This window comes from Modestobacter sp. VKM Ac-2985 (assembly GCF_026967925.1).
In the GTDB taxonomy this organism is placed as follows: domain Bacteria; phylum Actinomycetota; class Actinomycetes; order Mycobacteriales; family Geodermatophilaceae; genus Modestobacter.
Genome location: NZ_JAPVBI010000003.1, coordinates 127,070 through 139,463 on the forward strand (window position 1 = coordinate 127,070; position 12,394 = coordinate 139,463).

A 12,394-nucleotide genomic window follows, 5' to 3' on the forward strand; every position below is an offset into this window, starting at 1 on the left:
GGGGAGGTCAGCCCTCCCCGCGCGACCCGGAGCCGGATCAGGCCTGCTCGGCCTGACGACGGCGGTAGGCGATCGCACCGGCACCGGCGGCACCGGCGGCGGCCAGGACGCCGACGCCGATCACGGCGGTGTTCTCGGTACCGGAGGTGCTGCCGGCACCGGTCTCGGCGCCACCGGCCGGCGTGGCACCCATCTGCGCCACCTCGAGCGCGCCACAGGCGGCGGGGGCGGTGGCCTCCATCGGCAGCGACGGGTCGAGGTCGCTCATGACGTCACCGTCGTAGGCACCCGAGCCGTCCTGGTCGATGCCGTGCACGACCAGGACGGCCGTGCCCGCCTCGAACGCCGCGTGGACGTCGTCGGTGACCTCGAAGGTCCGCTCGTAGCTGATCGTGCCGTCGTCCGCGGTCGGGAAGCGGTCGATGGCCAGGCCGCTGTCCGGGCTGGTGTCGCCGGTGGTGGTCAGCGAGGAACCGATGGCGCCGTAGTACTTGGCGGCCTCGGTGACGCTCACGAAGCCGTCGCCGTCCGCGTCGTCCTCGAGGTCGTTCGTGGGGCACTCGCCCAGGGCGCCGATGTGGAAGTGCTGGGCGTGCGGCGAACCAGCGAGCAGCCCGGACGCCTCGACCATGACCGTGGCCGTGTTGCCGTCCAGCGTGACCATGCCGGTGCCGCTGACGCCGGACTGGTTCACCGCGCCGAGGTCGGCCTGGTAGCTGTGGGCCCCGTCGTGGGCGAAGGCGGTGCTCATGGTGAGCAGCGGGAACGCTGCGGCGGCGATGGCGATGGCCGGGAGTGCGTGTGCCTTGCGCAAGGTGTGCTCCTCGTGATCGGAGTGCCGCACCCACCGTGAGGGGGGCGCAGCGGACGGCGGCTGACACCGCTCGTCCGGTCGGTCGGCGGGCGCACCTTTGCCCCCGCCGCGGAACAGGTCTGACGACCCCGGACAGCCGGCGGATCCCCCAGCGGGGATCTCCCCGCTGCCGCGCTGACCACCCGACATTCGGGAGGTGGTGCCGGATCGGTTCACCGGTCCCTCAGAAATTCCTGATCCCGGGCTGTGCAGCGGGTGGGAGTCCGGGCTTCTCACGCGCGAGGACAGGGCCGGACCAACCGGAAGAGCGGTCGCGGACGAAGAACGGGCATGACTGTTCTGCGTGCCCTCCCGATCGCCGGTCCGCGCCCCGGGCCGGTGCTGCTGGTCGGGTTGCTGACCGTGCTGCTGCTCGGCATCGGGGCGCCTCCCGCCCGGGCGCACGACGCGCTCCTGGGCAGCAGCCCGTCAGCCGGTGCCGCGGTGCCCACGGCCCCGTCCGCGGTGGAGCTGCAGTTCAGCGGGACGCCGCTGCCGCTGGGCACCGAGGTCCGGGTGCTCGGCCCGGACGGCGCCGTGGTCTCCACCGGCGCCGCCGAGATCCGGGACACGACCGTCACCCAGTCGCTGACCGCCGGGCTCGCCGCGGGGAGCTACACCGTGCAGTGGCGCAGCACCTCCTCCGACGGGCACCCGCTCACCGGGACCTGGGACTTCACCGTCGCCGCGGGGAGCACGCCGGCCCCGGAGGCAACGGCCACGGAGGCCGCAGGCACGGATGCAGCCGGCACGGACACAGCCGGCACGGACGCGGCGGCCCCGTCGGTGGCGGACGCGACGGCCGACCCGGCGCTCCCGGTCGGCTGGCTGGTCGGCGGCGTGCTGGCCCTCGGGGCGGCGGCGGCGCTGGTCCTCGGCCGGCTGCGCAGCCGGCGGTGACCAGCACCGTGGTCCGCCCGGACCAGGAGCTGAGCGGGCCGGAGCGGACCCGGTGGCGGGTGCCGGCGGCCACGGCCGCGGTGGTCGGCCTGCTCGCGGTCCTGGGCTGGGCGATCGCCGTGGGCAGCGGCCCGGCGGCTCCCGTCTCCTCCGGTCTCCGCGACGCCGGCCTGCTGGTGGAGTGGGGCGGGCCGGTGGCCACGCTGGCCGGCCGGATCGCCGCGATCGGCACGGTGGGCACCCTGTTGTTCGCCGCCGTCCTGCTGCCCGCACGCGCCGGGCAGCCGGCCCCACCGGCCGGGCGCGCCCTGGCGTCGGCGTCGGCATGGGCGCTGGCCTGGGCGGTGGCGACCCTGCTCGGCGGCCTGCTCACCGTCAGCCGGCTGGTGGGCGTGGCCCCGACCGCGCTGGACGGTTCCTCGGTCCGGGTGTTCCTCCTCGACACCGGCGCCGGCCGGGCCGTGCTCCTGGTCACCGCGATCACCGCAGGGCTCGCGGTGGCGGCCCGGACCGGCACCGGCCCCGGGGGTGCGCGGCTGCTGCTGGTCGGTGCGCTGACGGCACTGGTCGTCCCGGTGGTGCTCAGCGGGCACTCCTCCGCCGCCGAGGACCACCTGGTCGCGGTCACCACGCTCGCCGTGCACGTCGTCGCGGCGAGCCTGTGGGTGGGCGGGCTGGGCGCCCTGCTGCGGTACGGCCGGGCCACACCGGCGGCCGCCGGGCGGTACAGCGCGGTCGCGCTGGGGTGCTTCGGGGCCACCGCGGTCTCCGGGTTGCTGGCGGCCGGCGTGGTCCTGGGCGGTGCCGGAGCAGTGATCGCCGCCCTGGGCACCGGCTACGGCGTGCTGCTGCTCGGCAAGACGCTGGGGCTGACCGTCGTGGGCCTGCTGGGCTGGCAGCACCGGCGCCGCACCCTGCCGCAGCTGCGGGCCGGGCGGCCGGGCGCCTTCCGGCGGCTGGCCGTCGTGGAGACGGCCGTGCTGCTGGCGACGGTCGCTCTGGCGGTGGCGCTGGCCGCATCACCGCCCCCGGTGACGGCCGGAGTGGGGTCGGCCGCAGCCGCCCCGGCGGATCCCGCGGCGGCCGCGGACCCGATGGCCGGGCACGACCACGGCGAGCTCTCCGTCGGCGTCCTGGTCGACGAGGACCGCTTCCACGTGGCCGGCCCGGTCGCCGCCGGGTCGCGGGTGACCGTGCACAACGCCAGCGGTCAGCCCGTGACGATCACCGCGGACGACGGCTCGTTCGACGTCGACGTCCCCGCCGGCACGCTGCTGACCTTCCCGGCGCCCGACCAGCCGGGCGAGTACCGGTTCAGCAGCGCCCACTCAGCGACGTACGCCGACGTCCTCGTCGTCGAGTGACCCCGGCCCCGGCGTGAGCACCGGGGCCGGGGGTCCGTCACTCGTCCTCGGTGCGGTAGCCGAGGTTGGGTGAGAGCCAGCGCTCGGCCTCGGCCACGGTCCAGCCCTTGCGCCGGGCGTAGTCCTCGACCTGGTCGCGGCCGATCCGGCCCAGCACGAAGTACCGCGACTCCGGGTGGGCGAAGTACAGACCGCTGACCGCCGCCCCCGGCCACATCGCCATGCTCTCGGTGAGCTGGATGCCGGTGGCCGCCTCGACGTCGAGCAGCTCCCAGATCGTCTGCTTCTCGGTGTGCTCGGGACAGGCCGGGTAGCCCGGCGCGGGGCGGATCCCGGCGTACTTCTCCGCGAGCAGCCCGTCGGCGTCCAGGTGCTCGTCGGGGGCGTAGGCCCAGAACTCGGTGCGCACCCGTTCGTGCAGCCGCTCGGCGAACGCCTCGGCCAGCCGGTCGGCCAGCGACTCCAGCAGGATCGCGTTGTAGTCGTCGTTCGCCTTCTTGAACTCGGCCACCTTCTCCGCCGACCCCAGCCCGGCGGTGACGGCGAACGCGCCCACGTGGTCGCGCAGCCCGGTGGCCTTCGGCGCGACGAAGTCGGCCAGCGACTTGCGCGGCGACCCGTCCCGGCCCTCGGTCTGCTGCCGCAGCTGGTGCAGCGTCGCCCGGACGGCGGTCCGCGACTCGTCGGTGTAGACCTCGATGGAGTCGTCGTCCACCTGGCTGGCCGGGAACAGCCCGAACACGCCGCTGGCGCGCAGCCAGCGCTCGGCGATGACCTGGTCGAGCATCGCCTGCGCGTCCTCGTAGAGCCGGCGGGCCGCTTCACCGGTCGTCGGGTTGTGCAGGATGTCGGGGAACCGGCCGCGCATCTCCCAGGCGTTGAAGAACGGCTGCCAGTCGATGTACTCGCGCAGCTCGTCCAGCGGGTAGTCGGCAAAGCTCCGGACGAACTGGGTGGCCACCCCGTGCCGGTGGTCGCAGCTCGGCCCGGCGCAGACGTCCTTGGTCTGCTGCAGCAGCATCCGGGGGCGCGGCGGGTGGTGGGCGCTCCAGTCGATCGGGGTCGCCGCCGCGCGGGCGGTGGCCAGCGGGAGCAGCTTCCGGGTGTCGGTGCGGGCGGCGTGCCGTTCCCGCAGCGCGGCGTAGTCCGCGTCGGTCTGGGCGAGCAGGGCCGGGCGCTGCTCGTCCGACAGCAGGGCGGCGACCACCGGCACCGACCGGGAGGCGTCCTTCACCCAGATCACCGGGCCGGAGTACTTCTGCGCCACCTTCACCGCGGTGTGCGCGCGGGAGGTGGTGGCCCCGCCGATCAGCAGCGGGATGGTGAACCCCTGCCGCTCCATCTCGGTGGCCAGGTTGACCATCTCGTCCAGCGAGGGGGTGATCAGCCCGGAGAGCCCGATGACGTCGGCGCCCTCGGCCTTGGCGGCGTCGAGGATCCGCTGGCCCGGCACCATCACGCCCAGGTCGACGACGTCGTAGTTGTTGCACTGCAGGACGACGCCGACGATGTTCTTCCCGATGTCGTGGACGTCGCCCTTCACGGTGGCCATCACGACCTTGCCGTTGCTGCGCTCGACGTCGCCGGGCTGCTTCTCGGCCTCGATGAACGGGATCAGGTAGGCGACGGCCTTCTTCATCACCCGCGCCGACTTCACCACCTGGGGCAGGAACATCTTCCCCTGCCCGAACAGGTCGCCGACGACGTTCATGCCGGCCATCAGCGGCCCCTCGATCACCTCGATCGGCCGGCCGCCGCGGGCGCTGATCTCCGCGCGCAGCTCCTCGGTGTCGCCCTCGACGAACTCGTCCATCCCCTTCACCAGGGCGTGAGTGATCCGCTCCCCCACCGGCAGGGACCGCCACTCCTCGGTGGCGACCTCCTTGGCCGCCCCGTCGCCGGCGAAGTCGGCCGCGATCTCCAGCAGCCGCTCGGTCGAGTCCGGGCGGCGGTTGAGGACGACGTCCTCGATCCGCTCGCGCAGCAGCGCCGGCACCTCGTCGTAGACCTCCAGGGCACCGGCGTTGACGATCCCCATGTCCATGCCGGCGGCGATGGCGTGGAACAGGAAGACGGCGTGGATCGCCTCGCGCACCGGGTTGTTGCCGCGGAAGGAGAAGGAGACGTTCGAGACGCCGCCGGAGACCAGCGCGCCGGGCAGGCTCTGCTTGATCCACCGGGTCGCCTCGATGAAGTCGACCCCGTAGGTGGCGTGCTCCTCGATGCCGGTGGCCACGGCGAAGACGTTCGGGTCGAAGATGATGTCCTCGGCGGGGAACCCGACCTGCTCGGTGAGGACGTCGTAGGCCCGCCGGCAGATCTCCTTGCGGCGTTGCAGGCTGTCGGCCTGGCCGTCCTCGTCGAAGGCCATCACCACGACCGCGGCGCCGTACTTGCGGCACAGCCGGGCCTGGGTGACGAACTCCTCCTCGCCGTTCTTCAGCGAGATGGAGTTGACGATCGCCTTGCCCTGGACGCACTTGAGCCCGGCCTCGATGACCTCCCACTTCGAGGAGTCGATCATCGTGGGCACCCGGCAGATGTCGGGCTCGGTGGCGACCAGCTTGAGGAAGCGGTCCATCGCCGCGACCCCGTCGATCATGCCCTCGTCCATGTTGACGTCGATGACCTGCGCGCCGGCCTCGACCTGCTGGCGGGCGACGGCGAGGGCGGTCGGGTAGTCGCCGGCCTTGATCAGGTTGCGGAAGCGGGCCGAGCCGGTGATGTTGGTCCGCTCGCCGACGTTGACGAACAGGCTGTCCTCGGTGACGGTCAGCGGTTCCAGCCCGGACAGCCGCAGCGCCGGGGCGACCTCGACCGGCGTCCGCGGCGGCCGGCCGGCGACCGCGCCGGCGATGGCGGCGATGTGCGCGGGCGTGGTGCCGCAGCAGCCGCCGACCACGTTGACGAAGCCGCTCTCGGCGAACTCGCCGACGACCGCCGCGGTCTCCTCCGGCGACTCGTCGTACTCCCCGAAGGCGTTGGGCAGCCCGGCGTTGGGATAGCAGGAGACGAAGGTGTCCGCGATCCGGGAGATCTCGGCGATGTAGGGCCGCATCTCCGCGGCGCCCAGCGCGCAGTTCAGACCCACCAGCAGCGGCCTGACGTGCCGGACGGAGTGCCAGAAGGCCTCGGTCACCTGCCCGGAGAGGGTGCGCCCGGAGGCATCGGTGATCGTGCCGGAGATCATCACCGGCCAGCGGCGCCCGCGCTCCTCGAACAGCGTCTCCAGCGCGAACACCGCCGCCTTCGCGTTCAGCGTGTCGAAGATCGTCTCGATCAGCAGCACGTCCGAGCCGCCGTCGACCAGCCCGTTGGCCTGCTCCAGGTAGGCCTCGACGAGCTCGTCGTAGCTGACGTTGCGGGCGCCGGGGTCGTTGACGTCGGGTGAGATGGACGCCGTCCGGCTGGTGGGACCGAGCGCGCCGACGACGTACCGCGGCTTCTCCGGTGTGCTGACCGCGTCGCAGGCGGCGCGGGCCAGCCGGGCGGAGGCGACGTTGAGCTCGTACGCCAGGTCGGACATGCCGTAGTCGAGCAGCGAGATCCGGGTCGCGTTGAAGGTGTTCGTCTCGATGAGGTCGGCGCCGGCCTCGAGGTACTCCCGGTGGATGCCGCTGATGAGCTCCGGCGCGGTGATGCTGAGCAGGTCGTTGTTGCCCTGGACGTCGCTGGGCCAGTCGGCGAAGCGCTCACCCCGGTAGCCGGCCTCGTCCGGCCGGTCCCGCTGGATGGCCGTGCCCATCGCCCCGTCGAGCACCAGGATCCGCTGCGTGAGCAGGGCGGTCAGCGCGGACGTGGCGTCGGGGCGGACGTGCGGGGAGACAGGCACGGGCAGTCCTCGGTCGTCGATCGGGCACGGTCACGGAGGCGTCCGGCGCCAGGGCCCTGGCAACTCCGACGGGCGAGCGACCTCGTCGTCCTCGAACAGCGCTCCCATCGTCTCACTCCCCTCCCCTGCCCGCGTGCACCTCGGGGGCCCAGGCCGCCCCAGCCACCCCACGCGCGGCCGGGCCGGCTGGCGGGATCGACGTAGGCTCGAAGGGTGATCGATCCGAAGTCCGACGCTGACGACCTGCCCGAGCTGGACGACCCCGTGGTCGTGGTCGCGTTCGAGGGATGGAACGACGCCGGGGACGCCGCGACCGGCGCCGTGGAGCACCTGGAGCTGATCTGGGACGCCACCCCGCTCGCCGCGCTGGACCCCGAGGACTACTACGACTTCCAGGTCAACCGGCCGACCGTCTCCCTGGTCGACGGCGTCAGCCGCCGGGTCGAGTGGCCCACCACCCGCCTCTCGGTGGCCAAGCCGCCGGGCAGTGAGCGGCACGTCGTCCTCATCCGCGGCATCGAGCCGAACATGCGCTGGCGCAGCTTCTGCGACGAGCTGATCGAGCTGTGCCAGGAGCTGGGCGCCCAGACGGTGGTGGCGCTCGGGGCACTGCTGGCCGACACGCCGCACACCCGCCCCACCCCGGTGACCGGGTCGGCCTACGACGCCGAGTCGGCGCGCCAGTGGGGCGTGGAGACGTCCACCTACCAGGGGCCGACCGGCATCCTGGGCGTCTTCGCCGATGCCTGCGTGCAGGCCGGCCTGCCGGCGGTGAGCTTCTGGGCGGCCGTGCCGCACTACGTCTCCCAGCCGCCCGCCCCCCGGGCGACGATGGCGCTGCTGAACCGGGTCGAGGAGGTCCTCGAGGTCACCGTCCCGCTGGGCACCCTGCCCGAGCAGGCCGACGAGTGGGTGAAGACCGTCGACGAGATGGCCCAGGAGGACGAGGAGGTCGTGGAGTACGTGCGCTCGCTGGAGGAGCGGCAGACCGCGACCGACCTGTCCCAGGCCAACGGCGACCAGATCGCCCGCGAGTTCGAGCGGTACTTGCGCCGCCGCGGCGGCGCGAGCTGAGCTCGGCCCCGTCGCAGGGGCCCGCCGCGAGCCTGCGAGCGGTGGGGGGCGACGGGGTCCTTCAGCAGCCCGTTCTCGTGGTGGCCGTCCCGCTCAGGGGGTGACGAGCAGCGGGCGCATCCGGATGGTGGCCGTGTCGTCGAAGAGGCGGTCGTAGGTGGTGAGGGCGAACCGGTCGGTCATCCCGGTCACGTAGTCGACGACCTGGGTGAGCACGTCGGCCTCGGTGTCCCGGTAGCTGGCGGGGATCAGCTCCGGGTGGGCCAGGTGGTGGTCGACGAGCCGGCGGATCACCTCGATGGCCACGTGCTTCTGCCCGGCGGCCGTGTCGGACTCGTACACCCGGGCGAACATGAAGGCCCGCAGCTCCTGCATGGCCTCCAGCGCATCAGGGGCCATGACGACGGTGCCGGTGGTGTTGGCCGCAGAGAGGGTGCCCTCGACCACCGCCTCGATCATCGCCCCGACCATCGCGCTGCCCGGCGCGCCGAAGGTGCTGCGCGTGCGGGCCGGCAGGTCACCGGCCCGCAGGACACCGGCCCGCACGGCGTCCAGGGCGTCGTGGGACAGGTACCCGATCCGGTCGGCGTACCGCACGCACTCGGCCTCGCGGGTGGCCGGCGGCGGGCTGATCTTCCAGCTGTGCGCCCGGACGCCGTCCCGGACCTCCCAGGTGAGGTTGAGGTCCTCGAGCACCTCGACGATCCGCACCCCCTGTGCGGCGTGGTGCCAGCCGCCCGCCACGTAGGGCTCCAGCGCCTCCTCGCCGATGTGGCCGAAGGGCGAGTGGCCGACGTCGTGGGCCAGCGCGATCGCCTCGGCGAGGGGCTCGTTGAGCGACAGCGCCGCGGCCAGCGAGCGGGCGACCTGGGTGACCTGGAGGGTGTGGGTCAACCGGGTGACGAAGTGGTCGCCGTCGGGGTGCAGGAAGACCTGCGTCTTGTGCTTGAGCCGCCGGAACGCCTTGGCGTGCAGGATCCGGTCGCGGTCGCGCTCGTAGGCCGTCCGCAGCGCGTCCTCGGGCTCGGCCCGGGCCCGGCCGCGGGTCGCGACCGACCGGGCCGCGCCGGGGGCGAGCAGCTCCTCGGCACGTTCCCGGGTGTCCCGGTCGGCGAGCCGGAACCCGGGCGGCGGCCCGGTCACGGCGCCAGGGCCACGCCGAGCAGTGCGTCGACGAGGTCGCGGACGACGGCCGGGGACTGCTCGTCCCAGTCGTCGCTCGCCTGCGCGGCGGGCAGGCCCGGGCCGGAGGCGGCCTCGGCGAGGCTCGCGGCGGCCCAGCGGTCGACGGCGGCGATCGCGCCGGGGGTGTCGAGGTCGTCGGCCAGCCGCTCCCGGACGGCGGCCAGCACCGGCCCGGCCGGGGCGCCCACGGGCAGCTCGACGGCGCGCCGCCAGGTGACCAGCCGCCGCTGCGCCTGCGCCAGCAGGTCGGGGGTCCAGGCCCGGTCGGTGCGGTAGTGCCCGGACAGCAGGGCCAGCCGGATCGCCATCGGGTCGGTGCGGTCGCCGCGGAGCCGGGAGACGAAGACCAGGTTGCCCCGGCTCTTGCTCATCTTCTCCCCGTCCAGCCCGATCATCGCGGCGTGCACGTAGGCCCGGGCGAAGGGCTTGGTGCCGGTGAGCGCCTCGGCGTGGACGGCGGAGTACTCGTGGTGCGGGAAGACCAGGTCGCTGCCGCCGCCCTGGACGTCGAAGCCCATGCCGATCCTGTCGAGTGCGATGGCGGCGCACTCGACGTGCCAGCCCGGGCGGCCGGCGACGCCCCGCGGACCGGGCCAGGACGGCTCACCCTCGCGGGCGCCGCGCCACAGCAGCGGGTCAAGCGCCTGCCGCTTGCCCGCCCGGTCGGGGTCGCCGCCCCGCTCGGCGGACAGCCGGAGCATGGTCTCCTCGTCGTAGCCGGACTCGGAGCCGAACCCGGGCGCCTGCGCGATGTCGTGGTAGACGTCACCGGTGCCGTCGTCCAGCTGGTAGGCCAGGCCGGCGTCCCACAGGGTCTCCACGTGGGCGGCGATCCGCGGGATCGACTCGACGGCGCCGACGAAGTCCTCCGGCGGCAGGACCCGCAGCGCGGTCATGTCCTCGCGGAACAGCGCCGTCTCGCGCATGCCCAGGACGATCCAGTCCTCGCCGTCCCGGTCGGCCCGCTCGAACAGCGGGTCGTCGACGTCGGTGACGTTCTGCACGTAGTGCACGGCGTGCCGGGCATCGCGCCAGACCCGGTTGACCAGGTCGAAGGCCAGGTAGGTGGCGGCGTGGCCGAGGTGCGTGGCGTCGTAGGGCGTGATGCCGCAGACGTACATCCGGGCAGTGCGGCCCGGGGAGGTCTCGACCACCTCGCCGCGGGCGGTGTCGTACAGCCGCAGGGCGGGGCCGGACCCGGGCAGGGTGGGGAGCAGCGGGGCAGGCCAGGAGAGCACGGTGCGAGCCTAGATCCGGCCACCGACAGGGCGGCACGCCACCCGCCGTTCCCGGGCCGGCCGCCATGTCACGGCCAGGTGGTGGCGTGCCGCTCGAACTCCTCCCCGGTCTGGACGCCGACCACGCAGAACAGCAGCCCGGCCGGGTCCTTCATCTGCCAGAAGCCCCCCATGTCGACCATCCGGATCGCCCCGAGGGCCTCCAGCCGGGCCACCTCGGCGTGCACGTCGTCGGTCTCGATGTCCACGTGCCAGCGCGGCGGGGTGCCCACCCCGGTGCGCTGGACCTCCAGGTGGAAGCCGTCGGCGAAGGAACCGAGCGAGGACCAGGCGTCGTCGATGGTGTCGGGCTCGACCGGGTGCCCGGTGGCGGCCGACCAGAACCGCTGCCCCCGGTCGTGCAGGTGCGGCGGCAGGTCGATCAGCAGGATCGCGAGTCGGCTCCGATGAGGCACTCGCCCACCCTGGCACCCCGGTCCCGAGAAGTCAGCCGCTCAGCTGCCCGCGCAGCTCAGAACGGCGGCCAGGGCAGCGCGGGCCACTCCCCGCTGGGCTGGGGGTGCACACCGGTGCGGAGCAGCTCGGCCACCCGTTGCTGGGTGCGCCGCACCTCGCGCCGGGTGAGGTGCTCGTGCAGCTGGTCGCCCAGCTCGCCGCGCAGCTGGTCGTCCAGCTCGTGCAGGACGGTGACCGCCTCGGCGGTGAGCGGCTTGCCGGCCCAGCGCCACAGCAGGGTGCGCAGCTTGGGCTCGGCGGAGAAGCAGATGCCGTGGTCGACGCCGTACACGTGGCCACCGGGCATCGGGATGATGTGGCCGCCCTTGCGGTCGGCGTTGTTCACCACGGCGTCGAAGACGGCCATCCGGCGGAGCTCAGGGACGTCGAGCCGGACGAACTCGGTGAGCTCGACGGCGGGGTCGGCGTCCATCCACAGCTGGACCATGCCGGGGCCGAACGGGCCCTCGCGCAGCACGGTGGGCGGCACGATCGACCAGCCGGTCGCCTCCGACACCAGGTGCGCGCTGATCTCCCGGCCGGCGAGCGTGCCGTCGGGGAAGTCCCACAGCGGCCGCTCCCCCGCCACCGGCTTGTACACGCAGGTGGCGGCCAGCTCCTCGGTGCGGATCGCCCCGATGAGGGTGACGTTGCTGGCGTCGAGCAGCCGACCCTCCATGTCCAGCGCACCCTCACGGAGCAGGGTGGCGACCTCGTCGGTGCCGCTGGGTGGCCGGCGGTCGCCGTGGTCGAAGCCTGCGAGGTCCAGCTCGACGACGTCGCCGTCGTCCTCGTCGAACTCGTCGTCCAGCTCGTCGTCCAGCTCGAGGGGCTCGTCGGTCAGCGGGTGCTCCAGCCGGTCGTCGCGGGGATCAGGCGCCGTCATCGCTGCGCCGGTTCAGCGGCGGTAGCCGTTCTGCCGGGGGCAGACGTGACCGGCCGGGTCCAGCGGCAGCGAGCACAGCGGGCAGGAGGGCCGGCCGGCGGCGATGACCCGGCGGGCGCGGGCGACGAACGCCCGTGCCGCGACCGGGGTGATCGTCACGCGCAGGGCGTCGGGGCCCTCGTCGCTGTCGGAGAGGATCGCGTCCTCCTCGATCGGCTCCTCGCCGGCGGCGACGGCCTCGACGACGACGGCGTCCTCCTCGCCGTCCCAGGCCAGGCCCATCGCGGCGACGCGGAACTCCTCGTCGACGGGGGCGGTGAGCGGTTCGAGGTCGTCGACGTCGGCCTCGGGCGGGACGACGACGGCGGCACGGTTGGCCACCTCGTCGAGCAGCTCGCTCATGCGGTCGGCCAGCACCTGGACCTGCGACTTCTCCAGCGCCACGCTGATCGTGCGGCCGGCCTCGTCGGAGGCCTGCAGGTAGAAGGTGCGGTCGCCGGGCTGGCCCACCGTGCCGGCGACGAACCGGGAGGGACGGTCGAAGAGGAAGACCTGACGAGGCACGGA

10 protein-coding genes are annotated in these 12,394 nt (G+C 73.7%); 3 read left to right on the forward strand and 7 right to left on the reverse strand.

Annotated features, from left to right (window positions below):
- Window positions 1–37 precede the first annotated feature (37 nt).
- Entirely contained in the window at window positions 38–814 is a 777-nt protein-coding gene (locus O2V61_RS16655; protein ID WP_269184383.1) for a hypothetical protein, read from the reverse strand.
- 330 nt (window positions 815–1,144) lie between these two features.
- Here O2V61_RS16655 and O2V61_RS16660 point away from each other — a divergent pair, with 330 nt between their 5' ends.
- Both O2V61_RS16660 and O2V61_RS16665 read left to right on the forward strand, forming a co-directional pair.
- Window positions 1,145–1,753 (forward strand): copper resistance CopC family protein, encoded by a 609-nt coding sequence (locus tag O2V61_RS16660; protein WP_269184384.1) that lies wholly within the window; start codon window positions 1,145–1,147, stop codon window positions 1,751–1,753.
- Window positions 1,750–3,117, forward strand: a complete 1,368-nt coding sequence (locus O2V61_RS16665) for a CopD family protein (RefSeq protein WP_269184385.1) — start codon at window positions 1,750–1,752, stop codon at window positions 3,115–3,117. The genes O2V61_RS16660 and O2V61_RS16665 overlap by 4 nt, the downstream gene beginning before the upstream one ends.
- Window positions 3,118–3,154: 37 nt before the next feature.
- Here O2V61_RS16665 and metH read toward each other — a convergent pair whose 3' ends face one another.
- Window positions 3,155–6,949, reverse strand: coding sequence for a methionine synthase (gene metH, locus O2V61_RS16670; RefSeq protein ID WP_269184386.1), 3,795 nt, complete (start codon window positions 6,947–6,949; stop codon window positions 3,155–3,157).
- 213 nt (window positions 6,950–7,162) lie between these two features.
- Between metH and O2V61_RS16675 the strand changes: the two genes are divergently transcribed.
- Complete coding sequence (locus tag O2V61_RS16675; RefSeq protein ID WP_269184387.1) at window positions 7,163–8,023, forward strand: PAC2 family protein; 861 nt, start codon at window positions 7,163–7,165, stop codon at window positions 8,021–8,023.
- Window positions 8,024–8,116: 93 nt separating this feature from the next.
- Here O2V61_RS16675 and O2V61_RS16680 read toward each other — a convergent pair whose 3' ends face one another.
- The 5 genes from O2V61_RS16680 to O2V61_RS16700 form a co-directional block, all read right to left on the reverse strand.
- Window positions 8,117–9,166: an HD domain-containing protein gene (locus O2V61_RS16680; protein ID WP_269184388.1), complete on the reverse strand. Its 1,050-nt coding sequence runs from the start codon at window positions 9,164–9,166 to the stop codon at window positions 8,117–8,119.
- Entirely contained in the window at window positions 9,163–10,446 is a 1,284-nt protein-coding gene (mshC, locus tag O2V61_RS16685) for a cysteine--1-D-myo-inosityl 2-amino-2-deoxy-alpha-D-glucopyranoside ligase (RefSeq protein WP_269184389.1), read from the reverse strand. The genes O2V61_RS16680 and mshC overlap by 4 nt, the downstream gene beginning before the upstream one ends.
- A gap of 68 nt (window positions 10,447–10,514) precedes the next feature.
- Window positions 10,515–10,901 carry a VOC family protein gene (locus O2V61_RS16690; protein ID WP_269184390.1) on the reverse strand — a complete coding sequence of 129 codons (387 nt, stop codon included), beginning with the start codon at window positions 10,899–10,901 and terminating at the stop codon, window positions 10,515–10,517.
- A gap of 56 nt (window positions 10,902–10,957) precedes the next feature.
- Window positions 10,958–11,827, reverse strand: coding sequence for an SCO1664 family protein (locus tag O2V61_RS16695; protein WP_269184391.1), 870 nt, complete (start codon window positions 11,825–11,827; stop codon window positions 10,958–10,960).
- A gap of 12 nt (window positions 11,828–11,839) precedes the next feature.
- Window positions 11,840–12,391 (reverse strand): DUF3090 family protein, encoded by a 552-nt coding sequence (locus O2V61_RS16700; RefSeq protein WP_269184392.1) that lies wholly within the window; start codon window positions 12,389–12,391, stop codon window positions 11,840–11,842.
- Window positions 12,392–12,394: the final 3 nt, after the last annotated feature.